This window comes from Nocardiopsis sp. iso_237 (assembly GCF_056173345.1).
The window spans coordinates 6,201,007-6,227,844 of sequence record NZ_CM149669.1 but is presented as its reverse complement, the minus strand read 5'-3'; the positions used below and the strand labels follow the sequence as shown (position 1 = coordinate 6,227,844).

Genomic DNA, 26,838 nt, shown 5'->3' with positions numbered 1-26,838 from the left:
CAACACGCTATATTACTCCCTGGATTTTAACCAATACAGAGAGTTGGTGTGGCTGTGGCGGTCGAAGCACCCGGGAACCCCGCCGAAGGCCGGGCCTCACAGACGCTCCACGACCTGACCACGCGGCGGGCCGTCCGGTCCTTCAGTGACAGACCCGTGGACGACGACCTCCTGGAACCCCTCCTGGAGGCCATGCTCGCGGCACCCTCCGCCTCCAACAAGCAGGCGTGGGCCTTCGTCACCGTCCGCCGTCCGCGCACCCTGAAACTGGTGCACGCCTTCTCGCCGGGCATCATCGAGCGCCCTCCCCTGGTCGTGGCCGCCTGTTTCGACCGCTCACGGTCGGTGGGCGGCGGCGCCTGGGACGAGGGCATGCTCTGTGTGTCGATGGCGGTGCAGAACCTGCTGGTCGCGGCGCACGCCCTCGGTCTGGGGGGCTGTCCCTCCGCCTCCTTCCGTAAGGGCCCCGTGAGCAGGTTCCTCGGGCTTCCCGAACATCTCCAACCACTGCTCCTGGTGTCGATCGGGCACCCGGACCGAACCCCCGAGACCGCGCCGAGGCGCGATCGGAACGAGGTGATCAGCCATGAGTGCTGGGGTGAATGACGACCGCGTCGGAGAGGAACTGGTGCTGTTCGCGGCGTACCTGCTGAGCAGCGGCCGAGGGCTGCTGGAGGAACCGGCGGCCTACGGACCGCTCCGCTGCCTGGACGCCGCCCGCCGCGTCCTCTCCCTGCGGTCCGGGTTCGGCTTCCCCGACAGCCCGGAGCTCACCGCCCTGCGCGCGCGCATGGACGACGTCATGTGCGGGGCGATGTCCGACCGGGAACTGGACGTGCTGCTGGACGAGATGTGTGACCGGCTCGCCGTCGCCCTGGAGGAGCCCGGTGCCGTATCCGCCTGAGACAAAGCCGCCGGAACCCGGTCCCGGTCGGGAGGCCCGGCCGCCGGAGGTGGCCGGGGACGAGTTCGACACGAGCCCCTTCACCCCGGCCTGCCAACTCCTCGTGGAGCGCGGCGACCACGCCCTCATCGGGATCAGCGCCGGGAACAGCTACTTCAGCCAGCAGCGGCTCACCCAGCTCCTGACCTGGACGGGGCGGCGGTTCGACGCCGTGGACCTGCTCTACGCCGACCTGCACCTCGACACCATGTACCTGGCGTCGGGCGACGACGAGGCGCGGGCCGCGCGGAGGACCACCCGCGCGCTCCGCGACGTGCGGCGCCGCGTGCGGCGCGCGATGGAGGCGGCCCCCCGCGTACCCGCCAGGGTCCGGGCCCTGGCCCTGTCGGAGACGGTCGACCTGCCGGGGTACCGGTCGGCCCTGGAGCGGATCGACCGGGACCTCAGGGAGGACCCGAGGGTGCGGCGGGCGTGCGAGGAGCACGTCCGGCAGACCCTCGGCTGCGGGACCGGGGCACCGGACGCCCGCTTCGCGGCGGGGATGTCCTACCTGCGCGCCGAACTGCCCTTCCTGCTCAGCACCCCCGAGGTGCTGTCGGTGCCCTCGTCGGTGTGCTGCTACCACGAACTGCTGCCGCTCCTCGTCGAGCTGGAGGGGGACGCGTCCTGCCTCCAGCCGGGGCAGGGGCACCTCGTCCTCCGGCCGAGATAGGTGCGTGGGGCGGGGACGGCCCCCGCCCCACCGGTCACAGGGGGCGCACGTCCATCACCGACTCCCCGTCCGGTACCCGGTGGACCGAGTGCAGGGCCAGGCCCACCTCCGCGAAGAGCTCCTCGTACTCCTCCGCCGAGCGCAGCGCCGCCCCGTAGAGCACGAACATGCTCAGGCTGATGGCCTCGACGAACGCGCTCGGCCGGTCCCGTTCCGGGAGGTGGCCCACGATCAGCAGCCGCGAGCCCGCCGTCATCGCCGCCCGGACGTTGGCCAGGATGCGGACCGCGTCGCGGTCGGACCAGTTCTGCATCACCCGCGCCATCACGTAGACGTCCGCTCCCTCGGGGACCCCCTCGAAGAAGCTGCCGCCCACGACCGCACACCGGTCGTCGACCCCCGCCTCGCTCAGCAGCGCCGGGGCTCCCGCCACCACCTCCGGCAGGTCGAAGAGGGTCCCCGTCGCCCCGGGGCAGGCCCGCAGGACGGCGGCGAGCGTGGCGCCCTCCCCGCCGCCGAGGTCCACCACCGTCCCGGCGCCGTCCAGGTCGGCCGCGCCCAGCAGGGTCGCCGCGGGGGTGGAGGCGTTCATGGCCCGGTTGAACACCTCCGCCGCGTCCTGGTTCTGCCCCAGGTACTCGAAGAGCGCGCTGCCGGTGTGGATCTCGAACGCGGTGCGTCCCGTGCCCACCGACCGGCCCAGCCGGGTCCACGCCTGGAAGAGGTCCCCGTACGTGCACATGAGGAACAGGTCGCGCAGCCCCAGGGGGTCGTCGGTGCGCAGGTGGCTCCCGGCGGGGCTCAGCCCGAACACCCCGGGCGCGGTCTGCTCCACGAGTTCGGCCGCCGTCACCGCGCGCAGGACCACGAGCAGCCGCTCCTCGGGGACCCCGACCTCCCGTGCCAGGTCGGAGACGGGGCGCGGCCCGTCCGCCATCCGTTCCACGACGCCCAGTTCGATCATCGCGGAGACCGCGTGGATCAGCATGGCCGAGGAGACGATCCTCGAAAGGGGCGCCTCCGTACGCTGTCCCGGGGTCGGAGACCCGTTCATCCGTCCCACACTGACCGCGACGCTGTCACCCTCACTCACCGCGACACCTCTCCCCTTGTCGATCGTCAGTCACCAGAAGTGACGATGCCAGGTGACAGGGGTGGCCGGTGGGGTTTTCGGGGAGCCGCGCGGGGCCGAGCCCCTCAGCGCCCGGCGACGGGTTATCCGGTCGGCATCACGGTGATGAGCTTCTTGTTGACGAACTCCTGGATGCCCGCTGCGGAGAGCTCCTCCCCGTAGCCGGACCGCTTGGTGCCGCCGAACGGGAGCTCCGGGCGGGTCCAGACGGGGTGGTTCACGAAGACCATGCCGGTGTCGATGCGCCGGGCCACGTCCGCTCCGTGGGCGACGTCCTCGGTGAACACCGAGCCGCCCAGTCCGAAGGTGGAGTCGTTGGCGATCCGCACCGCGTCCTCCTCGTCCTCCGCCCGGAAGAAGAGGGCGACGGGTCCGAAGAACTCCTTGTCGTACACCGGATTGTCCCGGGTGAGGCCGGTGATGATCCTCGGCTGCGCGAACGCGCCCCCCTCGGGCACGGGGTCGCCCGGGGTGATCACCGGCGCGCCGTGCGCCTCGGCCTCGTCCACGAGTTCCTGGAGGTCGTCGGCGGCGCTCTGCGACGAGAGCGGCGGCAGGGTCGTTTCGGAGTCGAACGGGTCGCCCGCCCTCAGCCGGGCGAGCCCCTCACCGAACCGGCGCAGGAACTCGTCCGCCACCTCCTCGACGACGATGATCCTCTTCGCGGCGACGCAGCTCTGCCCGGCGTTGTTGAGCCTGCCCCAGAGCGCGCGCTCGACGCTGAGGCCGAGGTCGGCGTCGGCCAGCACGATGAGGGCGTCGCTACCCCCGAGTTCGAGGGTGCTCTTCTTCAGTTCCTCACCCGCGTGGGCCGCGACGCTGGCGCCAGCGCCCTCGCTCCCGGTGAGGGCGACGCCGCGCACGCGCGGGTCCCTGATGGCCCGGGTGACCTGGTCCTTGCTGGCGTAGACGTTGGTGTAGGCGCCCTCGGGAGCTCCGGCCTCCCTGAACAGCGACTCGAAGGCCGCCGCCGACTGCGGGACGATCGAGGCGTGCTTGACCATGACGACGTTCCCGGCCATGGGTTGGGGCCCGCGAACCGCGCCAGCTGGTAGTAGGGGAAGTTCCACGGCTGGACGCCGAACAGCACCCCGATCGGGTCGCTGACGACCACCGCCTCGCCCGCCTCGGGGGCGTCGGTCGCCACCCTCTCGGGGGCGAGGAACTCCTCGGCGTTCTCCGCGTAGTAGTCCAGGATCGAGGCGGCCAGTTCCACCTCGCCCCGGCTCTCCTCGAACAGCTTGCCCATCTCCAGGGTGAGGAGTCGCGCGAACTCGTCGGGGCGCTCGCGCAGGATCCGGGCCGCGCGCCCCACGACCGCCCCGCGCTCGTCGAAGGACCTGGTGCGCCACGACTCGAAGGTGTTCTGGGCGGTGCCGAGGGCACGTTCCAGCTCCTCGTCTCCGATCTCCGCGAACGTCGCCAGGGTCTCGTTCGTGTAGGGGTTCGTGGTCGCGTAGGCCATGGTGGTCCCTCCGTCCGTGGTCCCCGCCGGAGGCGGGGGCAGGGCCTTCGAGGAGCGCCCGCGCCGTCCGTGCGGGTTCGGTCTCGTAGAGGAACCTGCTCACTCGGAGGGGAGACCGAAACATGCCTTTTGTTGCTTTAAGACGGTTTTGCGAGCCTGTGCGTCGTCGTCGACGCGCGTCCAGGCCGCTTCGGGTCCGCCGAACGAACCGAAGGGGCGGTCCGCGTGCTCACCACCCGGTGAGGAGTAGGTGGTTGACCAGAAGGGCCGTGGCCGCCTGCACGGCGAGCCAGGCCCTCCGGTGGCCGGTCGGCAGGAGGGCGACGGCGGGCACGATCCACAGCACGAACGGCAGCCAGATGCGTTCGGTCTCGCCCTTGCTCATCCCGGAGAGGGTCGCGGCGGCGACCGCGCAGAGCGCGGCGGCCACCAGCAGAGCCACCGTCGTGTCCTCCCGGGAGGGAGCCCGGCGCAGGCCCCGCACGGCGCCCGGCACCCCCGCCAGGGCCCGGCGCGCACCCGCCACGGCCGCCAGCCCGGCCGTCACGCACACGGTCGCCAGGTTCGCCCAGACCCAGTAGCCGTAGGGGCGGACCGCCGCCACCCCCTGGTAGTAGCGCTCCACGAGCAGCTGATACCCCTCCCACCACCAGAAACCGGCGGCGGTGAAGGCGGCGGCCACCGCGAGGGCCCCCGCCAGCGCGTAGGGGAGGGGGCGCGCGTTCCGCCCGCACAGGAGCACGGCCACGGCCAGGAAGCCGATCAGCACCAGTCCGTACGACAGGTACACCGACCACCCCAGCAGAACCCCCGCCGCCAGCGCGGCCGAGCGCGGCGCACGCGCCCCGGGGGCCGCCGCCACGGCGAGCAGGGCCAGCCCCCACGCGGTGACCGCCGCGAAGTAGCCGTCCGCCGAGACCCCCACCCAGACGGCGGCGGGCACCAGCACCAGGAACGGGGCCGCCCGGCGGGCCGACCCCTCGGCGCCGAGCGCGCGCAGCGCCACCAGGACCGCCGCCGAGGCGGAGGCACCGACCACGACGCACCAGATCCCGGCCCACGCCCCACCGCCCAGGCCGACCCGGTCCAGGGCGACGAACGTCAGGACCGCGCCCGGCGGGTGCCCGGCCACGTGCGTGGGCCAGTTGTCCGGCTGCCCCACCAGGATGTGCTGGGAGAACGTGCTCAGGGCGGCGCCCACGTCGTGGAAGCGGTCGACCGACGCCAGGTACTCGTGGGGGGAGAGGAGGCGGTCGGCGATCCCGCGCCGCCAGCCGTCCACGAGCGCGAGGGCGGTGGTCCACAGGACGGAGGCGCCCCAGACGGACCACACGAGGGGGCGCCAGGGCAACGCCCGAGCCACCGGGGCCCCGTACAGGACCACCGCCGCCGCCAGGACGAGGGCGGGGACCGTGCCGGGACCGGCGTGGGGGAGCCAGGACGCGTACAGAGGGGGCCAGGCCACGTACAGGACACCGTGGGCGTCCTGGATCCGGGTGCCGACCACGGCGGCGGTCGCGAAGAGGAGCACGGCCAGGGCGGCCACGAGCAGGTCGGCGCGGAACGGGGCGCGGTCCGTGTCGGCCGCGCCCCGGACCCTCCTGTGGAGTTCGGGCTGCGTCACGCCGTCACCGTAGGTCAGGTACGCCCTGGTGACCGGGGGGACACACCGTGGGGTCGGCGTTGCGCCCCCGCCGTGTGGGCGCGGCCTAGCATGACCGCGAGCCCGCCCGTCGGACCGAGAGGCGACCGATCGCGTGAACGAGGACGACCAGGGCGGGAAGACGCCTCCGATGACCCGGGGTGAGCGGCTGAGGGGACTGCTGAGGGACGGGCCTCCCTTCGGACCCACCCGGCCGGGCTTCTGGCGCAGCCCCTCACGCGGACCGTGGCTGACGTCGCTGCTGGGGTCGGTCCTGCTCGTCGGGATCCCGGTCCTGTTCGTCACCGGCCTGCTCTCCTACGCGGCCTACAACCCCGACCTGGCGTCCAACGACAAGACCCCCGACCGGGGCCTGCTCGGGTTCTACCTCTTCCCCTGGCCCACCGACCCCCCGTGGCTCTACCGGCTCACCCAGGGCGTGCACGTCACGCTCGGGATCGCGCTGGTCCCCGTGCTCCTGGCCAAACTGTGGTCGGTCGTGCCGCTCCTCTTCCGCTGGCCGCCGGTCGCCTCCGCCGCCCAGGCACTGGAGCGCCTGACCGTCCTGTTCCTGGTGGGCGGCGCGCTGTTCGTCTTCGCGACCGGAATCCTCAACGTCCAGCTGGAGTACGTCTTCCCCGGCTCCTTCTATCCCCTGCACCTCTACGGCGCCTGGGTGTTCGTCGCCGCCCTGTTCTCCCACGTCGTGCTGAAGCTGCCGACCGCGGTGCGGGAACTGCGCGCACGCGGGTTCCGCGAGGCCCTGGGTGACCGGGGCCGACGCGGGGAGCGGGGCGCTCTGGTCGCGCCGGACCCCGACCCGGCGGCGGCGTCGCGCCGCACACTGCTGGGCGCGGTGGGGCTGGGATCGCTGGCGCTCCTGCTGACGACCGTCGGGCAGAGCCTCGGGGGCGCGCTGAGGCCGACGGCGGTCCTGGCGCCGCACGGAAGGCTGCCCGGTGCGGGGGCCGACGGGTTCCCGGTGAACACGACCGCCGCCTACGCGGGCGTCACCGAGGCCGACACGGGCCCCGACTGGCGGCTGACCGTACGCGGCGGAGGGCGGGAGGTCGTCCTCACCCGTCAGGAACTGCTCGACCTGCCCCAGCACCGGTCCGCGCTGCCCATCGCCTGCGTGGAGGGGTGGTCCACCCGGAACCTCGACTGGGAGGGGGTGCGCCTGGCCGACCTCGCCGCACTGGTCGGAGCCGAGGGGCCGCCGGGGGTCTTCGTGGAGTCGGCGCAGACCTCCGGGTCGTTCGCCAGCGCCGCGCTCCGCGATAACCAGGTCGCGGACCCCCGCTCGCTGCTGGCCCTGCGCGTCAACGGGGCGGACCTGTCGGTCGACCACGGCTACCCGGCCCGGGTGATCGTGCCCGCCTGCCCGGGCGTGCACAACACCAAGTGGGTCACCCGGCTCAGCTTCGGTGCGGTGTGACGGCGCTCGCGCGCCGCGTGTACGGCGCCTCACCCTGGCACCTGCTCCTGATGGTCGGCGTGCTGGCCCTCATCGCCTACGCGGGCGCGCGCCTGCTCGGCGGGGGAGACCCCTGGCGGATCGTGGTCTGGTTCGTGGGCGCCGCCCTGCTGCACGACCTCGTCCTCGTCCCGGCCTACACGCTGGTGGGCCGCGCCCTCCGGCTCGTCGGACGGGCCAGGCACCTCGTGCTGGTCCCCGCGGTCGCCTCCGGACTCCTGCTCCTCGTCTACCTCCCGCTGATCCTCGGCCCCTCCCACGCCTACGTCACCAAGACCGGGCTGACCGGGGAACCGTTCGCCGCGCGGTGGCTCCTGGTCAGCGCCGCGCTCTTCGCGGTCTCGGCGGTGGTGGGAGCGGTCCGGTACCGGAGGGCCGCGCGCCGGGAGCGCGCGGCCTGACGGCGGCCCCGGACCGGTTCACCGGGGTGCGCGCAGCGCCGCGAACCAGCGCCCCCGCACCTGCCAGGAGTCCGACCACCGCCATCCCGCGCCCTCCGCGTAGGCGCGCAGGGCGGGGAGACCGAGCCGCGCCCACGTGAAGGGGGCGCCCGGCTTCCCCCAACCATCGGTGACCTGCACGGTCACGCACTCGTGGACGTCCCGCTCGGCGGTCTCGACGATGAGCAGCCCCCGGGGCGACACGAGTTCGCGCATCCGCGCGAGCAGCGCCGCCGGGGTCCCGCCGATCCCGATGTTGCCGTCGATCAACAGCGCGGTGTGCCAGCGACCCTCCGCCGGCAGGGGGTCGAACACCGAGGCGCGCACCGCCCACCCGCCGGCCTCGACCACGCGTGACACGGCCACCGGGTTCGTGTCCACGCCCAGCGCACGGTGGCCCCGAGCGGTGAGCGTGAGGACCATGCGGCCGGGCCCGCAGCCCGCGTCGAGGGTGTCGCCCACGGAACGCTCCAGCACGCTCTCGTCGGCGGTGTCGGTCGCCCCGCACCAGCGCTCGACCTCCAACGGGAGCATCCACCCGTCGGACCTGCGCAGGTACAGGGGGCCGTGTCCGTTGGCGAGCGCCCGGGAGTACGGGTCGCACAACCACGGGGCCGCCCTGGTGCCGACCCCCATCTCGGGCGCGCTCATGACCGGACCCCCGTTCCGACGGCACCGGCGAAGCGGCTCCCCGGCACCAGCCGCGCCACGGCGGCGGCGTCCCGCGGGGTGTCCACGTCGCTGAGCACGTCCAGGTCGCCCACGCGCAACCCCGCGTCGACCAGCCGAGCGCGCTGGAGGCGCCCGGTGTGCGGGGTGGACATCGGCACGCCGCGCACCAGGCCGGGGTCCGGGTCGGCCATCCCGAGCGCCCAGAACCCGCCGTCCTCGCTCGCGCCGAACCACGCGTCGGTGTCCTCCCAGGAGGTCAGGGCGGGCGCCAGGTGCCCGGCGGTGACCTGGGGGGTGTCCATGCCGATCAGCAGGGAGGGCCCCGAACACAGGGAGAACGCGTGCGCGATCCGTTCGTCCAGACCGCCGCCCGACTGCGGGACCACCTCGAACCCCGAGTCCGGCATCCAGGGGCCCGGCCGCCCCTCCAGCACCAGGAGGCGTCGACGCGCCGGAAGCAAGCGCACCGTGTCGAGCGTGTCCGCCAGCGCGGCCTCGGCGATCGCGGCGGCCTCCTCGGGCGAGTACTCCGGGGTCAGCCTCGTCTTGACCCGGCCGGGAACGGGTTCCTTGGCGATCACCAGCAGGGTCGTGGCCGCCCGGCTCATCGCTGCCCTTCCCCCGCGCGCGCCCCGGTCGGCGGTTCACGCAGCACCGAGGTCATGTCGCGTACGGCGGTCCAGGTCCCGCGCCACGTTCCGGTCACCTTGGACGCCCCGGACCTCGGCAGGTAGGGGACGTCCACCTCCGCGATGCGCCAGCCCGCGTCGGCGGCCCGCACGACCGTCTCCAGGGGATAGCCCGAGCGGCGGTCGGTCATCCCCAGTCCCACCAGCCCGGACCGGCGGGCGGCCCGCATCGGGCCGATGTCGCGGACGCGCACCCCCGTCCGGGAGCGCAGCATCCGGGCGACGGCCGCGTTGCCGACCCGTGCGTGCGGCGGCCAGACACCCCTCCGGGTGGGGCGGCGCCGCCCCAGGACGAGGTCCGCCTCGCCCCGTCGGACCCGGTCCACCAGTCCAGGGAGCAGGCCCGGGTCCAGGGAGGCGTCGCAGTCGCAGAAGCAGACGTACTCGGCGGTGGCGGCCGACAGTCCCGCGTGGCACGCCGCCCCGAATCCCCTGCGGGACTCGGGGACGACGACGGCTCCCAGCTTCTCCGCGACGGCCGCCGAACCGTCCGTCGAGCCGTTGTCCACGACGATCGCCCGCCAGCCCGGCGGGATACGTTCCATGACCCAGGGGAGCGCGGCGGCCTCGTCCAGACAGGGGAGCACCACGTCGACCGGGGCCGGTTCGTTACCGTGAGGTTCGTTGATCACCCTGGTTACGTTACGAAGCGATAAAGGCGCAGTCAGTGAAGGTGCTCACGACACGCGGGCGTATCGGTCATCACCCCGGGACACCCGTACCGACGGATCCCCGCAGCTCGGAACGGGCGAACTCCGCCATCCCCTCGGCGAATCCGACCCTCGGGCGCCAGGACAGCTCCTTGACCAGCCGGTCCGAGGACGCCGTGATGTGCCGGACGTCCCCGAGCCGGTACTCGCCGGTGACCACGGGGGCGGGGCCGCCGTGCGCGTCCGCCAGCGCCCGGGCCATCTCCCCGATGGTGTGCGGGGTCCCGCTTCCGGTGTTCAACGCGGACAGCACGCCCTCGGCCCGGTCCGGCAGCGCCTCCAGCGCCGCCACGTTGGCGCGGGCCACGTCCCGCACGTGCACGAAGTCGCGCCGCTGGCGGCCGTCCTCGAACACACGCGGCGCCTCGCCGCGGGCCAGCGCCGATCGGAAGAAGGAGGCCACCCCCGCGTAGGGGGTGTCGCGCGGCATGCCCGGCCCGTAGACGTTGTGGTAGCGCAGGGACAGCGCCCGCCCGCCCACCGCGCGGGCCCACGACGCGCACAGGTGCTCCTGCGCCAGCTTGGTCGTCGCGTACACGTTGCGGGGGTCGCTCGGCGCGTCCTCCCGCACCAGGCCGGGGACGAGCGCCGTCCCGCACCGGGGACACGGCGGGTCGAACACCCCGGCCGCGAGATCGGCCTCCGCCCTCGGTCCGGGGCGGACGTCGCCGTGCTCGGGGCAGGTGTACCGGCCCTCCCCGTAGACGACCATGGAACCGGCCATCACGATGCGGCGGACCCCCGCCCGTGCCATGGCGGCCAGCAGGACCGCCGTGCCCAGGTCGTTGCAGCCCACGTAGTCGGGCGCGTCCAGGAAGTCCGCCGACCCCAGGCCCACCATCGCCGCCTGGTGGCAGACCGCGTCCACACCCCGCAGCGCCCGCTCCACGGCCGCGCCGTCCCGGACGTCGGCCACGACGTCCACGGACTCCTCCCCGGGGGCGCGCCCCGCGTGCGCCAGCGGAAGGTAGGCGTCGAGGGTCACCGCCTCGTGCCCGGCCAGGCGGAGTTCCTCCGCCACCCGCGATCCGATGAACCCGGCCCCACCCGTGACAAGTACGCGCATGGAGTCAACCTACGCCGCGTGGCGGGTCCGTCACCTTCTGCGTTCCGGTGAGTCGCGGGGGTCCGTCACTGCGAGAGCACGCCGGAGACGAGCACGGCGTTGGTGACGACGGCCGCGTTCGCGCGGATCACCGCGGCCGCGGTCGCCCCCGCGCCCCAGTCGCCGTTCTCCAACTCCTTCGCCCGCCTGACCACGGCGGAGTTCCAGGGGATCCGCCTGTCGAGGTGGGGCAGTGTCCCACTGGCCGCCACCAGGGCGGTCACCGCCGCGATGTGCTCGGTGGGCTCGGCTCGGTCGACGAGCACGGAACGCATCCGCTCGAAGACCTCCTCGTGCCGACCGGAGGGGCCGACGCTGAGGACGGTCCGCGGGATGAACCCCAGCATCCTCCGGTCGTCGCGTTCGATGTGCCCGCGCTCCACGAGCCGGTCCAGCAGGGAGGCCCGCAGCCTCGGGCCGATCGCCGCGAGGACGGCGTGCACGCCGTGCGGCTTCCGGTCGACGTGGTCCCAGGCCGACCTCAGCACCTCGTCGGTCGGCGCCTCGGAACCCGCGTGCACCACGGACCCGCGCACCGCGACGTGGCCGCGGAGGGCCAGTTCGGTGAGGACCGCGCCGCCCAGCACGTGGTACAGGACGTTCTCACCCGCGATCGTCCCCGACGCGGGCTGGAAGAGCATGAGGAGGACGTCCTCCGCGATCAGTGTGTGTACCCCGGTCGTCTCCGACACGAGCTGTGCCCTCCTTGCCGCCGTCCGGTCCGGTGGCGAGCCGCGCGGGCCGTCGCCCGTCCCGCCCTTCGATCCAAGCAGCCGGAGCCCGCCCCGGGACAGTGGCACCGCGTCAACACCCCCGCATGACGTGGTGTCACCCCACCGGGTCCAGGAAACGACGAAGGGGCCCCTACCACGTGGGCAGGGACCCCTTCTGACCGGCGGAGGATATGGGATTTGAACCCATGAGGGGGTTGCCCCCCAACCGCATTAGCAGTGCGGCGCCCTAGGCCTCTAGGCGAATCCTCCTGGCTGCGACCAGCCTACAGAGCGGCGGGGTCCTGCGCAAAACGAATCCCCCGCGAGGAGGGGCCCCGGGGCGGTGGGGCCCCTCCCGACTCAGGTCAGGCGGTGCGGGGTTTCGGCACGGAGGGGGTCCGGTAGGCGCTGGCCTGGAGCTCCCACAGCTCCCGGTACAGGCCGCCCTCGGCCATCAGCCGGGTGTGTGTGCCCTGGGCGACCACGCGGCCGCGTTCGAGCACCACGATGTGGTCCGCCATCCGCACCGAGGCCAGCCGGTGCGTGATGAGGACCACCGTCGCGCCGGTGCGGCGGGCGTGGGCGTGTACGGATTCGAAGAAGCCGTGCTCGGCGCGGGCGTCCATGGCGGCGGTGGGCTCGTCCGCGATGAGCAGGGGCACGGCGTTCCCGTCGTCACCCCGGTAGAACGAGCGGGCCGCGGCCAGGCGCTGCCACTGGCCGCCGGAGGGCTCCACACCGTGGGCGAAGCGCTTGTCCAGCAGGGTGTCCCAACCGTTCCGGAAGCCCGCGACCACGCTGTCGGCCTGGGACGCCGCCGCGGCCCGGGTGAAGCGGTCGGCGCACCGGGCGCTGCTCATCACGGTGTTGCCGCGCGCGGTCAGCGGCCAGTGGGTGTGGTCCTGGGCGATCACCGCGATCCGCTCGCGCAGGCTCACGCCGTCCACGCCGGAGAGGTCGGTGCCGTCCCAGCACACGCTGCCCTCCTGGGGCGTGTACAGCCCCGAGAGCAGCTTGGCCAGCGTGCTCTTGCCCGACCCGTTCTCCCCGACCAGCGCCACGGTCCGCCCCCGGTGGAGGGTGAGGTTCACGTCCTCCAGGGCCGGGCCCTCGCCGGAGGGGTAGCCGAAGGTGAGGTTCCGCAGTTCGACGCGCTCGAACCCCGAGGGGGCGGGCACCAGCCCGGGGCGCGGGAGCCGGGTGCGGGCCTCGTGCTGGAAGGCCGTGTAGTCGGAGAAGTACAGCCCCGACTCGTACACGCCGGTCACCGCGTACAGGGCGTTGCTCAGCGCGCCCTGGGCCACGCGGACCGCGACGACGGCCGCCCCGGCGACCGCGATCGGCACCACCCCCTGGACCAGCAGCACGGCCAGCACCGCGAACACCCCCGCCGTCACGAGTCCGCTGGCGGTGTCCCCGACGAGGCGGACCACTGACTGGCGGGTGGCCAGCTTCAGGTGGATGTCCAGCTCACGGCGGGCGATGCGGTCGAATCCGGCGAGGAGCCGCCGCTCCATGGTGAACGAACGCACCTCGGCGGCGCTCTCCCGCGCGGTCATGAGCTGTTCCAGCATGTGCTTGCGGCGTCGCCCCTCGGTGAAGGCGAGCACCATGCGGTAGCGCATGCGCGCTGACGCGGCCGCCCCCCACCACTGGGGGACCATCGCCAGCAGCAGGAGCGGGACCAGGGCCGGGTGCAGCGTGGTCAGCACCCCGGCCGCCGCGACGATCCCCACCAGGCCGGTGAGCAGGTCCGTGGTCTGGCGGACCAGTGCCCCCGCCTCGTCGCACCCCCGGGTGTGGGAGCGGAACAGGTGGTCGTGGAAGTCGCTGTCGTCGAAGGCCCGCAGCTCCACGGAGGTGGCGTCCAGCAGCAGGGTCCGTTCGGCGGCCAGCACCACCTTCGGGGTGAGGCGGGACTGGGCCCGGCCAGCCAGGGCCCCGCAGCCGCCCCGGGCCACCAGGGCCAGGGCGAGCAGGACGAGGGAGGGGAGCGCGGCGGCCACCCGGGCCGGGGTGGGTACCTCCGCGAAGAGTTCGGCGAGCACGGAGGTGGTGGTGACCAGAGCCCAGGCGGTGGTCACCCCGCTGCCGAGGGTGAAGAGGACGGTCGCCAGGAGGTCGCGCGGGCCGCTCCGCCAGGCCAGCGCGGTGGCCTGGCCGACCAGCACGGGCATGCGGCGGGCGATCCGGAACCAGGAGGCCCCGGCCATCTCGCCGTGGTGCCTGATCCACCGGGGCGGGGCGAGTTCGGGCAGGTCGAGACCGTCCTCGGGGCCGGGGTCCTGAGGGGCGCGGGTGGTGTTCACGGCGGTTCCTCCTGGAGGTCGGGCGGGTTCGGCGGTGCCGATCATCGCCCGGGAACGCGACGCTCCGGGATGCGTCCGACGGTTGCGGACGGACCGGATCGCGGTCCGGCGGGAGGCCTCGCGCGGTGGGGTGGGAGACGGGGGCGCGGGCGGCGGATCGGATCTCGGGGAAAGTCGCGATCCGAATACCTGTACGAATCGGCCGCGCGCAAAGCCCCGGGAGGGGGCGCCGCTGGCCGGAGGGCCGGTGTCCGCAAAACGGGGCGCGTGACGAGGGCGGCACGGAACCTGGTGGCCGGGTCAGGAGGTGGTGCGCTCGATGACGAGGTCGGCGTCGCCGCGCAGCTTCTCCACGGCCCGCGACAGCGCGCTCTTGACGGTGCCGATGGTGACACCCATGCGCTCGGCTATCTGGGCCTCGGTGAGGTCCTCGTAGTAGCGCAGCACCACCGTGGCGCGCTGCCGGGCGGGCAGGCGCTCGATGGCGCGACCCACCACGTCGGCCAGGTCGCTGCGCCAGGTGGGGTCGTCCAGCCGCTGTTCGGGGATCTCGTCCGTCGGGTAGACGTCCAGGCGCCTGCGGCGCCACTCGGAGATCTGGGTGTTGACCATGGCCCGCCGCACGTAGCCGTCGCGGGCGCGGGGGTTGGCGATGCGCCCCCAGGAGAGGAAGGTCTTGACCAGCGCGGCCTGGAGGAGGTCCTCGGCGTCCGCGTGGCTGTTGGTGAGGGAGCGCGCCATGCGGAGCAGGGCCGGTCCGCGCTCGGCCACGTAGTCGCTGAACTCCTCGGACCTGGGAGTCCGTGTCGTTCCGTTCACGCCCGTCACCGTCCCGCGTGCCGTCGCCGTGTGCACCGCCCGTGCGGCCGCCCTTGACACTCACTTTCACACAGCGAACGCAAACCCCCAGGAACCTGGACACCACGCGCCGACAAATCGCACGAAGGGCGAACAAACCACCGTGCGGTTGCGTGGAAGTGGAGCCGGAGAACGGGGTCGGGCGTGTCGGGGCGGAGGAGTTCGCGGGGGGTGTTCGGAGCGCGCCGACTACCTGGCGGACACAAAGTGTGTACAAATGCTTGCGTGCGGTGACGGAGCATGGTGGGTGAGTCGAGGGGAGTTCTTCCTTGCCCGCAGGCGATGGAGCCGCTCCGCCCCGGTGTGGCGCCCCCGGGGCCGACGGTCGACACGAACCGACTCGTGTCGGCGTGTGAGCGGGCGTTTCGGGAGGCGCGGGAGACAATGGGCACAGACGGACGAGTCGGTCTACAAGGGGGCGCGAAGGACATGTCAGTGATCACGGACAGCGGTCGGGACCGTCGGCGGTTCACCGCCGCCGTGCTCGGTGCCAAGGCCGTACCCGAGCCCACGCCGGTCCACCACCGCGTCGCCCGCGGCGTGGTGGTCGACGCCACCTCGTACATGCTCTGCGTGGCCACACCCGAGGGGGAGGAGCGGTTCCTCTACGAACGCGTCACCTCCTTCTGGCGCGGCGACGAGGTCCCGCCCACCGAGCTGCGCCCCGGCGACGACGTCGTGGTGCAGTGCTCGCACGACGGCCGCCTGGTCGCCGAGCGCGTCTGGGCCCAGGCCGCCCGCGCCACCGGCCTCATCACCGACAAGGAGGGCGACACCCTCAGCATCGACCCCGGCCACGGGCGCCCCCGCCTGACCGTGGTCCTGCCCTACCGGTCCTCCGGACGCATCGGGGTGCGCCACCCCAGACTCGAAGCGGGCTACCTGTTCGACGCCGTCGGCGTCTGGCGCGGCGGCGAGATCGTGGCGACGCGGCCGGTCACCACCCAGCCGCCCTACCCCCTGAGCTCCACCCCGCGCCGCCCGCACGCCCGCGAGCACTCCACGACCGTCACCGGGACCGCCACCTGGTACGACCCCGCGTGGGGACGCGCCAGCCACCTGGACCCGAGGGCCGTGGTCGCGGGGGCCGCCTACCCGGCGCTCGACCGTGTGGGGCACGAGGGGGCCTGCGACCGCCGGACCTCCTGCGTCCCGTTGCCGCTGCTGTCCACCGGGGCGACACTCAGTCTCCGCAACGACTGCACCGGAGACACCGCCGTGGTGCCCGTCGTGGACTGCGCCGCCGCCGACAGCTGGCTGTGCGACCTGTGCCCGGCCTGCGGGAGCCAGAGCGCGGGTCGCCTCGCCTCCCTCACCATGACCTCCTTCGTCGCCCTGGGCGGGCGGCTGGAGGCGGGCTGCTTCAACGCGACCATGACCGTCGCCAACCAGGAGGGATGACCCATGTTCCCTGAGGTTCTCGAAGCGGTCCGCGAGGTCCAGCTACCGCTCCTCGCGGCCCTGCTCCTGCTCGGCGCGGCCGCCAAGGCCAGTCCGCGCGCGGCCGGGACGGGCGTGTCCGTCCTGCTGCCCGAGCGTCTGCGCCGCCCCGCCACGCTCGGCACCTGCCTGCTGGAGGCGGCCCTCGCGGTGGCGCTGCTGACCGCGACCGGCCTCCTCGGTGAGGTGGCCCGGGTGCTCACCGCCCTGGTGTTCGCGGTGTCCGTGGTCCTGCTGCTGGTGGCCCGCCGCCGCGACCCCGAGGCGGGGTGCGGCTGCTTCGGCGGTCTGAGCCAGACGCCGATCGGCTGGCGCACGCTCACCCGCGCGGGCCTGCTGGCGGCGGGCGCGGCCGCGACGGTCGGGCTGGCTCCCACCGGCTGGGAGGTGGCCTCGGCCCCCACCGCGACCCACGGCGTGGTCCTGGGCGCGCAGCTGCTCCTGCTGGCCCTGCTCAGCCCGGAACTCCGCGAGGCGGCGCACCGGTTCACCACCCGGGAGCCCTGCGCGCTGCGCGAGGTCCCGGAACGCCGGACCCGCCGCCGCCTGCGCGGCAGCGAGGTCTGGCGGACCAACGCCAGGGTGATGATCAAGAGCGATCCCGAGGAGACCTGGCGGCACGGCTGCTGGCGGTTCCTCCGCTACGACGGCCTGCGGCACGGCCGCCGCGTGGACGTCGTGTACGCGGTGCGGATCGACGGTCCGAGCCGGACGGGCGTGCGCGCGGTCCTGGTGGACCGGGAGAGCGGGGCGGTGGTCGCCTCCTTCGGCGCGGTGACCACGCTCGACCTCCAGGGGCCGCCCCGCAGGCTGCCCCGGCCGCGCGAGGCGGCCCGGCGGGACGAGGCCGCGGGCCGGGGCGGGGCCAGGCCCGGAACCCTGGCCAAGGAGTTCCCCGGCGAGTCCGGTCGCGGTCTCCCCGACGAGGTCAGAGCATCTGACCCTGCCGTTTGATGGCGGCCTCGGTGAAGTCCTGGAGCAGCTGCTCGTACTCCTCGGCCTCACCGGGGCCCATCACCGAGGTGGTGCCCAGCAGGCCGCCGTTGCGGTACATGACGGTGTACATGTTGTTCTCGCCCCCGGCGTCCCTGACCTGGATGGCGAAGGAGCGGGACTCGTCGCCCACCGGGGGGACCTCCAGGTCGGTCACGCCGTACTCGGAGCTGCTTCCGTCCTCGTAGGTGGCGGTGTACTCGGCGCAGGACTCGGGGGGCTTGACGGCCAGGGCCTCGGCGGCGGCGCCCTCGTCGAGCTGGACGAGGATGTGCGAGACGTTGCCCTTCTCCCACTCGTAGGCGGCCACCGAGGTGGGGGCCTCGCGCACGGCCTCCAGGTCCGCCCAGCGGTTGGCGGCGTCCATGCACTCGGGTTTGTCCAGCTCGGTGGAGGCCCGGACCTCCTCCGAGTACTGCACTGTGACAAGCTCGGAGTAGGTTCCGGCCTCGCTGCTCTCGGGGAGAAGGGTCACGTCCCCGACGTTGATCGGCTGGGCGTCGTGCAGCTTGGCGGCGGCATCGGCGTTGGGGTCGTCGCTCTGCCCCTCGTCCGTTCCACCGCACGCGCTCAGGACGATCGCGGAGGTCAGCGCGATCGCGGCGGGCAGGGATACGCCCGCTGCGGAACGGGCAGAACGATGACGCAAACGCATGGTGGTATCTCCTCGTTTGTGCGATATTTCCGCTTGGAGCGGTGACCGACCCGGGCCTCCCATCGCTGAGAGTGTCGCGGGGTTAGCACAAAGTATTGAGGAAGGACAATGGTGTCGGAGTCGAAATCGCCATATCTGCGGGCGGTACTGGAGTCCATCCCCGCGTACAAGCCCGGCCGCAAGGTCGTCGGGCCTGACGGGCGGTCCGTCAAACTGTCCTCCAACGAGAGCCCGCTCGGGCCGCTCCCGTCCGTGCGCGAGGCCGTCGCCAGGGCCTCCGCCGAACTCAACCGCTACCCCGACCCGGGCGCCGCCGAGCTCGTCACCCGGCTCGCCGCGCACCTGGGCGTCCCCGAGGAGCACGTCGCGCTCGGCGCGGGCTCCGTCGGCCTGCTCCAGCAGCTCCTGGAGGCCGTCGGGGAACCGGGCGCCGAGGTCGTCTACGCCTGGCGCTCCTTCGAGGCCTACCCCCTGCTCGCGGAGCTGTCCGGGGTCACCTCGGTCCGGGTGCCCCTCAGGGACGAGACCCACGACCTCGAGGCGCTCCTCGCCGCGATCACCGACGACACCCGCATGGTGCTGGTGTGCAACCCCAACAACCCTACCGGTACCGCCGTCCGGGAGCGGGAGCTGGTCGACTTCCTCGACCGCGTCCCCGACCACGTGCTGGTCGTCCTCGACGAGGCCTACCGCGAGTACGTGCGCGACCCCGAGGTCCCCGACGGCGTGACCCTGTACCGGGACCGCCCCAACGTCGCGGTCCTGCGCACCTTCTCGAAGGCCTACGGCCTGGCCGCCGTGCGCCTCGGCTTCCTCGTCGGCCACCCCCCGGTGACCTCCGCCGTGCGCAAGACCCTCGTCCCCTTCGCGGTGAACCATCTCGCCCAGGCGGCCGGGATCGCCTCGCTGGACGCCGAGGACGAGCTCCTGGAGCGCGTGGAGACCACCGTGAAGGAGCGTGAGCGCGTCCGTGGCGCCCTCGTGGCCTCCGGGTGGACCGTGCCCCCCACCGAGGCCAACTTCGTGTGGCTGCGGCTGGATGAGGACACTCTGGACTTCGCGGCCGCCTGCGCCGAGGAGGGCGTCTCGGTGCGTCCGTTCGACGGCGAGGGCGCCCGCGTCAGCCTCGGCACCCCCGAGGAGAACGACGTGTTCCTCTCCGTCGCGACCGCCTACGCCCGCCGCCGCTGACACACGGGCACCGGAGACGCCGACGGGGGCGGCCCCCACGCGTGGGAGCCGCCCCCGTCGGGCGTACGAACGGGCCTACTTGCCCGCGGCGTCCTTGTCCAGCTTCTCCACGATCAGCCGGTAGAGCTGGCGCGGGCGGCCGGGCTGGAGGGTGCGGTTGGGCGGCAGGGGCCAGGCCAGGCCCTCCTCCACCAGGGTGCGCAGCAGCCGCCGCGCGGTCCGGGAGGTGACCCCGAGCATGCGCCCGGCGTTCTCCGCGTCGACCACCAGCGGACCGTCCTCCTCGGCGATCTTCTCCGAGAGGCGGACCAGGGTCTCGCGGCCCTTGGTGCGCAGCGGCTCCGACGACTGCCGGGCCGGGGCGCGCTGGGCCGGGACCAGCGAACGGCCCTCGCGGTCCACCGCGAAGCTCTGCCGGGAGGCCTGCGCCCGGTTGAGCGCCGCGCGGGCGTGCGACTCCGCGTCCTGGGTGGTCCGGCCCATGCCGATGCCCACCTCGATCGCGATGCCCAGTTCCGCCTTGATCCGCTCCACGAACGGGGGCTGCCGGAAGCCCTCGGTCGCGGTCACCAGCGAACCGCGCGTGGCGGTCACCATGAACGAGTGGTCGTCCAGCCGGTGCGCCGTCGCGTTGATCCGGTGGGCCTCCTGGAGCAGCAGCCGGTGCAGTGACAGCCGCAGCTCCTCACGCCAGTAGCGCGGGGTGGAGCGCCGGGAGGAGTCGCGCAGCGTGGGCACGTCCACGACGACCACGCCGAGCTGGGCCTCCTCCAGGCGGTGGTGCGCTCCCAGCAGACCGGCGGTCTGGAGGGCGCTGCGCACACCCGCGTTGGTGGGCCGCAGCCGGATCACCGGAACCCCGATGGCCTCCAGGCGCTCGGCGACACCGCGCACGCAGGTGATCGCCATCTTGGTGGCCTTGCGCCGCCACAGTCCCTCGTGGAAGGACGTGAGCTGCGCGGTGTTGGTCAGCTCCTCGTGCACGTGGATGCCGTCCACGGGCAGGTCGACCTCGGAGTAGGCCTCCACCACGTCGGCGCGGCTGAGCACGTCCAGGCTGGCTCTGGTCGGGTCGTAACGATCGTCCAGCGTCGCTCGGAGCAGCGCCTCGTGCAGGCTCGCCCCGCCGAGCGGCACGAAGGTCGCGGGCATGGTCAACACGCCGGCCTTCCGTGCGAACTCGTAGGGCACAGGACTGGCGAACAGGTAGGCGTCGATGGCCGACCCCAGCCTGACGACCTTGTCCGTCGCCTCCTGCTCGTCTCGGTAGGCGGCGGCGATGAGTCTGGCGTTCAGGGGACCAGTGGACCCCGGACCCATGAGCATGACCCGTTCGACCACCTCATGAGGTCCTATGACGCCGATCGTCAAATCGCCAGTACGCTGCGCACTCACCTCGGGTTGCTCCCCGCTACCATTCCACGCTCTTCACTATGTGCGCCCACTGGTTTCCCGACCCGATCTCTGTCACGGCATGATTGCCGAGATCGTACCCATTGTGCGGGGCCAAAGAAGATCGTTTTCCATATCAACGCCGAAAGCCCGGGTGGGAGGAAGCCCCCCACCCCGGCTTGAACTGCGCCTACGGCTCCTACGAGACGGTGACGCGCTCCACGTCGCCGCCCAGCGCGGCGAGCCGCGACGCGAACTGAGCGTGACCGCGGTCAACCAGATAACCAGGCGCCACGATTGTCTCACCTTCGGCGACCAGTCCGGCGAGAACCAGGGCCGCGCCGGTGCGCAGGTCGTGGGCGATCACCTCGGCGCCGCGCAGGTTCGTGGAACCGTGCACGATGGCGCGGGTGCCCTCGACCTCGATCTTGGCGCCCATCTTGTTGAGCTCGTCGGCCAGCGCGAAGCGACCGTCGTAGATGGCCTCGTGGATGTAGCTCTCACCCTCGGCCAGGGTGGCCAGCGCCATCAGCGGGGACTGGAGGTCCGTCGCGAAGCCCGGGAACGGCGAGGTCACCGCGTTGATCGGGCGCAGCGGCACGGACGGGTCCCGCTGGACGTGCAGGACGGCACCCTCCTGCGAGAAGCCCACGCCCATCTGCTCGAGTTTCCAACGGGCCACACCCAGGTGGTCCAGGTTGGCGCCCACCAGGCTGACCTCGCCACCGGTGGCGGCGACGGTCATCGCGAACACACCGGCGTCGATGCGGTCGGCCATGATGGTGTGCTCGACGGCGGTGAGCTCCTCGACGCCCTCGACGGTGATCAGGCCGGTGCCGCCACCGCTGATCTTCGCGCCCATGGCGGAGAGGAAGTTGATGACGTCGATGACCTCGGGCTCAAGGGCCGCGTGCTCGATCACGGTGGTGCCGGGAGCCAGCACGGCCGCCATGAGGAGGTTCTCGGTGCCCGTGTGGGACGGGGTGTCCAGGTACAGACGCCCGCCCCGGAGCTTGCTCGCCTCCACGTTGATGTGGTTGAGCTCCAGGTCCTCGGTGACCTCCGCGCCCAGACGGGCGAAGCCCCGGTAGTGGAAGTCGAGGTTGCGGCTGCCCAGGTTGCAACCGCCGACGCCCTCGATGCGGGCGCGGCCGGTGCGGTGCATCAGAGCCGGCACGAAGAGCACGGAGCCGCGGAAGCGGGCAGCGATGTCCGCGGGCAGGACGGCACGCTCGGGGTCGTTGAGGCCGCACGCGTCGATGACGACGGTGCGCTCGGACTCATGGAACTCGACCTTGGCACCCACGTGCTCGGCGAGTTCGATCGCGCGGTAGACGTCCTCGATGACGGGGACGTTCCGCAGCACGGTACGTCCCTTGGACGCCAGCAGGGCGGCCCCGATCATCGGCAGGACGGCGTTCTTCGCGCCTTGGATGAACGCCGTTCCGCTGAGGGGGCGTCCGCCGCGGACGCGGTAACGAACCTCCTGGCCCATGCTCATGTGCTCCTTCGTGAGGCAGATGTGAAAAAAGGGTCACCCTCGCCGGGTATCGCCTGTATGCGTTGAGACGCGGGTTCGCCCTGAAACGTTGCGACCATCTTGTGTGTGACCTGCGCGGCCGGTGAGCCGGTCGGTTCGCGATGACTCTATAGCAAGCGGATCGCGTCAAACGGCCCAGAACGTGGTATACCCGCAGATCGCGGTTGAAGTCCCGCCAAACGGCCAAATAGGCATTACGCCGTGGGAGAGACCATGGGTCGTACGCATGGCTGGCCGTTACTTCGGTGTTGCATACGACTTCACCACCATACGCGCTCCCACAGCCGAAACGACGTCCCCGTGCGCGGAATCACGCGGTCCGCGTCGGTCAGAGAGTCGGCTTGGCGCCGGTCAGACGCTCATGGATCTCCGCGTAACGGGACAGAGTGCGCTCCACCACGTTCTCCGGAAGCTCCGGCGGAGGCGTGTCGGAGGCGCGGTCCCAGCCCGAGGCGGGCGAGGTCAGCCAGTCGCGCAGGATCTGCTTGTCGAACGACGGCTGGGGGCGTCCGGGGCTCCATTCGTCGGCGGGCCAGTACCGGGACGAGTCCGGGGTGAACACCTCGTCGGCGAGGACGAGCTCACCCGAGGCGGACCGGCCGAACTCGAACTTGGTGTCGGCGAGGATCACACCGCGCTCCCGGGCCACGTCTCGGCCGCGCCCGTACACGCGCAGGGTGAGGTCGCGCAGCTCCCCGGCGAGTCTCTCCCCGTGCCGCTCCGCCACGACCCCGAACGACACGTTCTCGTCGTGGTCGCCCACCTCCGCCTTGGTGGCCGGGGTGAACACCGGCTCGGGCAGCTCGGAGCCGTCCACGAGGCCCTCGGGGAGCGGGACGCCGCACACCGTGCGGTCCACCCGGTACTCGGCCAGCCCGGACCCGGCCAGGTAGCCGCGCGCCACGCACTCGACCGGCACCATGTCCAGCCGCTCACACACCAGCGTGCGCCCGGCCCAGTCGGCGGGTGCGCCCTCGGGCGGGGTGTCGGAGACGACGTGGTTGGCCACGAGGTCCCCGAGGCGCTCGAACCACCACAGGGACAGCTGGGTCAGCAGACGACCCTTGCCGGGGATCTCCGTGGGCAGCACCCAGTCGAAGGCCGACACCCGGTCGCTGGCCACCATCACCAGCGCGCCGGAGTCTGTCGAGTACAGGTCGCGCACCTTGCCGGTGTGCAGGTGGGTGAGCCCCGGAACCTCGACGGGCTCGGGGACGGTGACGAAGCCACTCATGACGCTTCTCTCTGGGTCGTGCCCGGGGGCGCCGGGACGCGCGGGGGCCTCCGGCGTGCGGCCGGAGGCCCCCACGGGAACTCTGTCGTGCGTCGCCCTGGGGCGTGCCCGTGCCTAGGCCTCGGCGGCGGCGCGTTCGGCGATGTCGGTGCGGTAGAACGAGCCGCGCAGCTCGATCCGGCCGGCCGCCTCGTAGGCGCGCTCACGGGCCTGGCGCAGGTTCGCGCCGGTGCCGACCACGTTCAGCACGCGGCCGCCGTTGGCCTTGACGTCGCGCACCCCGTCCCAGGCGGTGCCCGCGTGCAGCACGTAGGCCCCCTCCAGGGCGTTCGCGGCGTCGAGACCGCCGATCAGGTCGCCCTTGGCCGGGTCGCCCGGGTAGTTCTCCGCCGCGACCACCACGGTCACCGCGGCACCGGACTTCCACTGGAGCGAACCGATCGAACCGAGGCCGCCGGTGTCGGTGGCCTGGAGGACCGCCCCGATCGGGGTGGCCAGGCGGTCCAGCACGACCTGCGTCTCCGGGTCGCCGAAGCGCGCGTTGAACTCCACCACGCGCGGGCCCTTGGCGGTCAGCGCCAGACCCACGTAGAGCAGGCCCTGGTAGCGGTGGCCGCGGCGGTTCATCTCGGACACGGTCGGCCGCACGACCGACTCCATGACCTCGTCCACCAGACCGGCGGGGGCCCACGGCACCGGGGCGTAGGCGCCCATGCCGCCCGTGTTCGGCCCCTGGTCGCCGTCGTAGGCGCGCTTGAAGTCCTGGGCGGGCAGCAGCGGCAGCGCGTGGGCGCCGTCCGTGAGCACGAACAGGGAGACCTCGGGGCCGTCGAGGTACTCCTCGATGACCACGCGGCCGCACTCCCGGGCGTGCCGCTCCGCGAGGGCGCGGTCCTCGGTCACCACCACGCCCTTGCCCGCGGCCAGCCCGTCGTTCTTCACCACGTACGGCGCGCCGAACTCGTCGAGGGCCTCGGAGACCTGGCTGGCGCTCCGGCACACCCGCGCCTTGGCGGTGGGTACCCCGGCCGCCTCCATGACCTCCTTGGCGAAGGCCTTGGACCCCTCCAGCCGGGCGGCCTCCCTGTCGGGACCGAACACCGGGATGCCCCGGTCGCGCAGGGCGTCGGCCACCCCGGCCACCAGCGGCGCCTCGGGGCCGATCACGACCAGCTCGGCGCGGATGCGCGCGGCCAGCTCGGTCACGGCCAGCCCGTCCGTCACGTTGATGACGTGGTTCTCGGAGAGGTCGGAGATGCCCGGGTTCCCGGGGGCGCTGTGGATGCTGGTGACGCCCGGATCAAGGGACAGAGCTCGGACGAGTGCGTGCTCGCGGCCTCCGCCGCCGAGAACGAGGGCTTTCACTACAGGGGGCCTCTTCTTCTACTGGAGGAGTCGTGTGTCGCCGGGTCAGACCAGGGAACGCAGCTGGAGGGTCTCCTCGCGGCCCGGGCCGACGCCGATGGCCGAGATCGGTGCACCGGCCATCTCCTCAAGGGTACGCACGTATGCCTGCGCGTTCTTGGGGAGTTCCTCGAACTTCCGGGCGCCCGTGATGTCCTCGGACCAGCCCTCGAAGTACTCGTAGATCGGCGTCGCGTGGTGGAAGTCGGTCTGCGTCATCGGGATCTCGTCGTGCCGCACGCCGTCGACGTCGTAGGCCACGCACACGGGGATGCGCTCCAGGCCGGTGAGGACGTCCAGCTTGGTGAGGAAGAAGTCGGTGATGCCGTTGATCCGGGTGGCGTAACGGGCGATCGGGGCGTCGAACCAGCCGCAGCGGCGGTCGCGGCCGGTGGTCACGCCGTACTCGCCGCCCTGGGTGCGCAGCCAGTCGCCCTGCTCGTCGACCAGTTCGGTCGGGAAGGGTCCGGAGCCCACGCGGGTCGTGTACGCCTTGAGGATGCCGACGACCTTGGTGATGCGGTTCGGGCCGATGCCCGCGCCCGCGGCGGCGCCGCCGGAGGTGGGCGAGGACGACGTCACGAACGGGTAGGTGCCGTGGTCGATGTCCAGGAGGGTGCCCTGCGAGCCCTCCAGGTAGACCGTCTTGCCCTCGTCCAGCGCCTTGTTGAGGATCAGGGAGGTGTCCGCCACGTGCGGACGCAGCTTCTCGGCGTAGCCCAGGTACTCCTCGATGATCGGCTCGGCCTCCAGGGCCCGCCGGTTGTACACCTTGGTGAGGAGCTGGTTCTTGTCGTGGAGGGCGAGCTCGATCTTCTTGCGCAGGATCTTGGGGTCGAACATGTCCTGCACGCGCACGCCCTGGCGGGTGACCTTGTCGGCGTAGGTCGGGCCGATGCCGCGACCGGTGGTGCCGATCTTGCCCTTGCCGAGGAAGCGCTCGCTGACCTTGTCGAGGGCCCGGTGGTAGGGCATGATCAGGTGCGCGTTGGCCGAGATGACCAGGCGGGAGGTGTCCACGCCCCGCTCCTGGAGGCCGCGCAGCTCCTCGAACAGCACACCCGGGTCGATGACGACGCCGTTGGCGATGACCGGGACGACGTTCGGGGAGAGGATGCCGGACGGCAGCAGGTGGAGGGCGTATTTCTGGTCACCGATGACCACCGTGTGCCCGGCGTTGTTGCCGCCCTGGTAACGGACCACGTAGTCCACGCGGTCACCGACCAGGTCGGTCGCCTTGCCCTTGCCCTCGTCGCCCCACTGGGCACCCACGAGCGTGATCGCCGGCATTGGTCTCTACCTCTTCGCTCGACACCTGACCGAGGCCTTTCCGACCCCGAACATGGATGAACCCCTGGCGCAAGGCAGCGACAGGGGCCGTTGCGTATTGAGCGTACACGACCTGCGCATCCGGGTTAAGTGGGGCTTTGTGCCCCCCGGCACACCGAGGCGCGGCGCCCTCCTCCAGAACCGTCAGCGGGGAGGTGGGGCCACGGCCACCGGATCGTTCCCGTCCGTCGCGTGCGAGTTCCCACATCGTGCCGGGCGGCGTCCGCGGCGGGCGCGCGTCCGCGGAGGGACGGGGACGGTGCCGCGCGTCGAACCCGGCGTGGCGGAGGCCCCTGAGGACGCCGACGGCCCGGCCGCCCCCTGGGGGTCCGACCGGGCCGCGTGGTGCGAGGGGCTCAGGCGTTCAGGGCCTGAGCGGCCTCCTCGCTCGACTCACGGAGGAACGTGGCGCAGCGCTCGGCCTCCTCGGTGTCACCGATCTGCTCCGAGGCCTGGCTCAGGGCGTGCAGGGCGCGCAGGAAGCCCTGGTTGGGCTCGTGCTCCCACGGGATCGGGCCGTGGCCCTTCCAGCCCGAGCGGCGCAGCTGGTCCAGCCCGCGGTGGTACCCGGTCCGGGCGTAGGCGTAGGCGGTCACCGGCTGGCCGTCGGCCAGGGCCAGCTCGGCCAGGCGGGCCCACGCGGCGGAGTAGCTCGGGAACCGACCGGCCACCGGGGTGGGGTCGTCGGAGAAGGCCAGCGCCTCGCGCGCCTCGGGGTCGTCGGCCAGGCGGGTCTCGGGCGGCTCGTTCAGCAGGTTCTGGTGCAGGTTCATGCCCCCATCCTGCCACCGGGCCGCCACGGCTCCGGGGGACCGGGGGTGTCCGTCGCCAC

General features: G+C 72.7%; 25 protein-coding genes, 1 tRNA gene and 1 pseudogene. 8 read left to right on the top strand and 19 right to left on the bottom strand.

Going from position 1 to position 26,838, the window contains the following annotated elements:
* The first annotated feature begins 48 nt into the window (after positions 1-48).
* Genes AC0VYM_RS28025 through AC0VYM_RS28015 form a run of 3 tightly spaced genes read left to right on the top strand, consistent with a single transcriptional unit; the run spans position 49 to position 1,616 of the window.
* On the top strand, positions 49-606 hold the full coding sequence (locus AC0VYM_RS28025) for a nitroreductase family protein (protein WP_475457127.1): 558 nt from the start codon (positions 49-51) through the stop codon (positions 604-606).
* Positions 587-904 (top strand): DUF6092 family protein, encoded by a 318-nt coding sequence (locus AC0VYM_RS28020; RefSeq protein WP_475457125.1) that lies wholly within the window; start codon positions 587-589, stop codon positions 902-904. Before AC0VYM_RS28025 ends, AC0VYM_RS28020 begins: the two co-directional genes overlap by 20 nt.
* The gene (locus tag AC0VYM_RS28015) at positions 888-1,616 is read left to right on the top strand and encodes a tRNA-dependent cyclodipeptide synthase (RefSeq protein ID WP_475457123.1); all 729 of its coding nucleotides are present in this window, start codon (positions 888-890) and stop codon (positions 1,614-1,616) included. The genes AC0VYM_RS28020 and AC0VYM_RS28015 overlap by 17 nt, the downstream gene beginning before the upstream one ends.
* Positions 1,617-1,650: 34 nt before the next feature.
* Here AC0VYM_RS28015 and AC0VYM_RS28010 read toward each other — a convergent pair whose 3' ends face one another.
* The 4 genes and pseudogenes from AC0VYM_RS28010 to AC0VYM_RS27995 all read right to left on the bottom strand — a co-directional run bounded on the left by AC0VYM_RS28010 (position 1,651) and on the right by AC0VYM_RS27995 (position 5,837).
* Positions 1,651-2,709 (bottom strand): methyltransferase, encoded by a 1,059-nt coding sequence (locus AC0VYM_RS28010; protein ID WP_475457121.1) that lies wholly within the window; start codon positions 2,707-2,709, stop codon positions 1,651-1,653.
* 122 nt (positions 2,710-2,831) lie between these two features.
* Positions 2,832-3,752 carry an aldehyde dehydrogenase family protein gene (locus AC0VYM_RS28005; protein ID WP_475457120.1) on the bottom strand — a complete coding sequence of 307 codons (921 nt, stop codon included), beginning with the start codon at positions 3,750-3,752 and terminating at the stop codon, positions 2,832-2,834.
* Positions 3,753-3,844: 92 nt separating this feature from the next.
* Positions 3,845-4,213, bottom strand: a pseudogene (locus tag AC0VYM_RS28000) (aldehyde dehydrogenase family protein); the annotation flags it as partial.
* A 229-nt stretch (positions 4,214-4,442) separates the two neighbouring features.
* Positions 4,443-5,837, bottom strand: coding sequence for a hypothetical protein (locus AC0VYM_RS27995; protein ID WP_475457119.1), 1,395 nt, complete (start codon positions 5,835-5,837; stop codon positions 4,443-4,445).
* A 133-nt stretch (positions 5,838-5,970) separates the two neighbouring features.
* On the opposite strand from AC0VYM_RS27995, the gene AC0VYM_RS27990 reads away from it, so the two are divergent.
* Positions 5,971-7,293 carry a molybdopterin-dependent oxidoreductase gene (locus AC0VYM_RS27990; protein ID WP_475457117.1) on the top strand — a complete coding sequence of 441 codons (1,323 nt, stop codon included), beginning with the start codon at positions 5,971-5,973 and terminating at the stop codon, positions 7,291-7,293.
* Positions 7,290-7,733, top strand: a complete 444-nt coding sequence (locus tag AC0VYM_RS27985) for a hypothetical protein (protein WP_475457115.1) — start codon at positions 7,290-7,292, stop codon at positions 7,731-7,733. The genes AC0VYM_RS27990 and AC0VYM_RS27985 overlap by 4 nt, the downstream gene beginning before the upstream one ends.
* Before the next feature lie 18 nt (positions 7,734-7,751).
* Here the strand turns inward: AC0VYM_RS27985 and AC0VYM_RS27980 are convergent, their stop codons facing one another.
* The 8 genes from AC0VYM_RS27980 to AC0VYM_RS27945 form a co-directional block, all read right to left on the bottom strand.
* The gene (locus tag AC0VYM_RS27980) at positions 7,752-8,423 is read right to left on the bottom strand and encodes a class I SAM-dependent methyltransferase (protein ID WP_475457113.1); all 672 of its coding nucleotides are present in this window, start codon (positions 8,421-8,423) and stop codon (positions 7,752-7,754) included.
* Positions 8,420-9,052 carry a TIGR04282 family arsenosugar biosynthesis glycosyltransferase gene (locus AC0VYM_RS27975; RefSeq protein ID WP_475457111.1) on the bottom strand — a complete coding sequence of 211 codons (633 nt, stop codon included), beginning with the start codon at positions 9,050-9,052 and terminating at the stop codon, positions 8,420-8,422. Before AC0VYM_RS27975 ends, AC0VYM_RS27980 begins: the two co-directional genes overlap by 4 nt.
* Entirely contained in the window at positions 9,049-9,765 is a 717-nt protein-coding gene (locus AC0VYM_RS27970; RefSeq protein ID WP_475457109.1) for a glycosyltransferase family 2 protein, read from the bottom strand. Before AC0VYM_RS27970 ends, AC0VYM_RS27975 begins: the two co-directional genes overlap by 4 nt.
* A 70-nt stretch (positions 9,766-9,835) precedes the next feature.
* The gene (locus AC0VYM_RS27965; protein ID WP_475457107.1) at positions 9,836-10,909 is read right to left on the bottom strand and encodes an NAD-dependent epimerase/dehydratase family protein; all 1,074 of its coding nucleotides are present in this window, start codon (positions 10,907-10,909) and stop codon (positions 9,836-9,838) included.
* A gap of 65 nt (positions 10,910-10,974) precedes the next feature.
* Positions 10,975-11,640 (bottom strand): GOLPH3/VPS74 family protein, encoded by a 666-nt coding sequence (locus AC0VYM_RS27960; RefSeq protein WP_475457105.1) that lies wholly within the window; start codon positions 11,638-11,640, stop codon positions 10,975-10,977.
* Positions 11,641-11,844: 204 nt separating this feature from the next.
* Positions 11,845-11,931 (bottom strand) — tRNA-Ser (locus AC0VYM_RS27955).
* A 95-nt stretch (positions 11,932-12,026) separates the two neighbouring features.
* A complete protein-coding gene (locus tag AC0VYM_RS27950; protein ID WP_475457103.1) occupies positions 12,027-13,970 on the bottom strand; it encodes an ABC transporter ATP-binding protein in 1,944 nt (647 codons plus the stop codon).
* Between the two features lie 300 nt (positions 13,971-14,270).
* A complete protein-coding gene (locus tag AC0VYM_RS27945) occupies positions 14,271-14,798 on the bottom strand; it encodes a SigE family RNA polymerase sigma factor (protein WP_475463277.1) in 528 nt (175 codons plus the stop codon).
* Positions 14,799-15,257: 459 nt separating this feature from the next.
* Between AC0VYM_RS27945 and AC0VYM_RS27940 the strand changes: the two genes are divergently transcribed.
* Positions 15,258-16,229 carry a hypothetical protein gene (locus AC0VYM_RS27940; RefSeq protein WP_475457101.1) on the top strand — a complete coding sequence of 324 codons (972 nt, stop codon included), beginning with the start codon at positions 15,258-15,260 and terminating at the stop codon, positions 16,227-16,229.
* A 3-nt stretch (positions 16,230-16,232) separates the two neighbouring features.
* Complete coding sequence (locus tag AC0VYM_RS27935) at positions 16,233-17,222, top strand: MauE/DoxX family redox-associated membrane protein (protein ID WP_475457099.1); 990 nt, start codon at positions 16,233-16,235, stop codon at positions 17,220-17,222.
* On the opposite strand, the gene AC0VYM_RS27930 is transcribed toward AC0VYM_RS27935, so the two are convergent.
* Complete coding sequence (locus AC0VYM_RS27930) at positions 17,197-17,853, bottom strand: hypothetical protein (RefSeq protein ID WP_475463275.1); 657 nt, start codon at positions 17,851-17,853, stop codon at positions 17,197-17,199. The genes AC0VYM_RS27935 and AC0VYM_RS27930 overlap by 26 nt on opposite strands.
* A gap of 171 nt (positions 17,854-18,024) precedes the next feature.
* On the opposite strand from AC0VYM_RS27930, the gene hisC reads away from it, so the two are divergent.
* On the top strand, positions 18,025-19,107 hold the full coding sequence (gene hisC / locus AC0VYM_RS27925) for a histidinol-phosphate transaminase (protein ID WP_475457097.1): 1,083 nt from the start codon (positions 18,025-18,027) through the stop codon (positions 19,105-19,107).
* A gap of 75 nt (positions 19,108-19,182) precedes the next feature.
* On the opposite strand, the gene AC0VYM_RS27920 is transcribed toward hisC, so the two are convergent.
* The 6 genes from AC0VYM_RS27920 to AC0VYM_RS27895 all read right to left on the bottom strand — a co-directional run bounded on the left by AC0VYM_RS27920 (position 19,183) and on the right by AC0VYM_RS27895 (position 26,779).
* Positions 19,183-20,448 (bottom strand): hypothetical protein, encoded by a 1,266-nt coding sequence (locus tag AC0VYM_RS27920; RefSeq protein WP_017544398.1) that lies wholly within the window; start codon positions 20,446-20,448, stop codon positions 19,183-19,185.
* Between the two features lie 250 nt (positions 20,449-20,698).
* On the bottom strand, positions 20,699-21,994 hold the full coding sequence (murA, locus tag AC0VYM_RS27915) for a UDP-N-acetylglucosamine 1-carboxyvinyltransferase (RefSeq protein ID WP_475463273.1): 1,296 nt from the start codon (positions 21,992-21,994) through the stop codon (positions 20,699-20,701).
* Positions 21,995-22,367: 373 nt separating this feature from the next.
* Positions 22,368-23,273: a phosphoribosylaminoimidazolesuccinocarboxamide synthase gene (locus AC0VYM_RS27910; protein WP_475457095.1), complete on the bottom strand. Its 906-nt coding sequence runs from the start codon at positions 23,271-23,273 to the stop codon at positions 22,368-22,370.
* A gap of 114 nt (positions 23,274-23,387) precedes the next feature.
* On the bottom strand, positions 23,388-24,638 hold the full coding sequence (purD, locus tag AC0VYM_RS27905; RefSeq protein ID WP_475457093.1) for a phosphoribosylamine--glycine ligase: 1,251 nt from the start codon (positions 24,636-24,638) through the stop codon (positions 23,388-23,390).
* Positions 24,639-24,683: 45 nt separating this feature from the next.
* Positions 24,684-25,967, bottom strand: a complete 1,284-nt coding sequence (locus AC0VYM_RS27900; protein WP_475457091.1) for an adenylosuccinate synthase — start codon at positions 25,965-25,967, stop codon at positions 24,684-24,686.
* A gap of 395 nt (positions 25,968-26,362) precedes the next feature.
* A complete protein-coding gene (locus AC0VYM_RS27895; protein ID WP_378735812.1) occupies positions 26,363-26,779 on the bottom strand; it encodes a DUF3151 domain-containing protein in 417 nt (138 codons plus the stop codon).
* Between the last annotated feature and the right edge of the window lie 59 nt (positions 26,780-26,838).

Coding starts and splice junctions, on each gene's coding strand:
- AC0VYM_RS28020 (WP_475457125.1), top strand. CDS start 587: ATGAGTGCTGGGGTGAATGACGACCGCGTCGGAGAGGAACTGGTGCTG.
- murA (WP_475463273.1), bottom strand. CDS start 21,994: ATGGGCCAGGAGGTTCGTTACCGCGTCCGCGGCGGACGCCCCCTCAGC.
- AC0VYM_RS28005 (WP_475457120.1), bottom strand. CDS start 3,752: ATGGTCAAGCACGCCTCGATCGTCCCGCAGTCGGCGGCGGCCTTCGAG.
- hisC (WP_475457097.1), top strand. CDS start 18,025: ATGGTGTCGGAGTCGAAATCGCCATATCTGCGGGCGGTACTGGAGTCC.
- AC0VYM_RS27900 (WP_475457091.1), bottom strand. CDS start 25,967: ATGCCGGCGATCACGCTCGTGGGTGCCCAGTGGGGCGACGAGGGCAAG.
- AC0VYM_RS27940 (WP_475457101.1), top strand. CDS start 15,258: ATGTCAGTGATCACGGACAGCGGTCGGGACCGTCGGCGGTTCACCGCC.
- AC0VYM_RS27935 (WP_475457099.1), top strand. CDS start 16,233: ATGTTCCCTGAGGTTCTCGAAGCGGTCCGCGAGGTCCAGCTACCGCTC.
- AC0VYM_RS27975 (WP_475457111.1), bottom strand. CDS start 9,052: ATGAGCCGGGCGGCCACGACCCTGCTGGTGATCGCCAAGGAACCCGTT.
- AC0VYM_RS27910 (WP_475457095.1), bottom strand. CDS start 23,273: ATGAGTGGCTTCGTCACCGTCCCCGAGCCCGTCGAGGTTCCGGGGCTC.
- AC0VYM_RS27980 (WP_475457113.1), bottom strand. CDS start 8,423: ATGAGCGCGCCCGAGATGGGGGTCGGCACCAGGGCGGCCCCGTGGTTG.
- AC0VYM_RS27895 (WP_378735812.1), bottom strand. CDS start 26,779: ATGAACCTGCACCAGAACCTGCTGAACGAGCCGCCCGAGACCCGCCTG.
- AC0VYM_RS27965 (WP_475457107.1), bottom strand. CDS start 10,909: ATGCGCGTACTTGTCACGGGTGGGGCCGGGTTCATCGGATCGCGGGTG.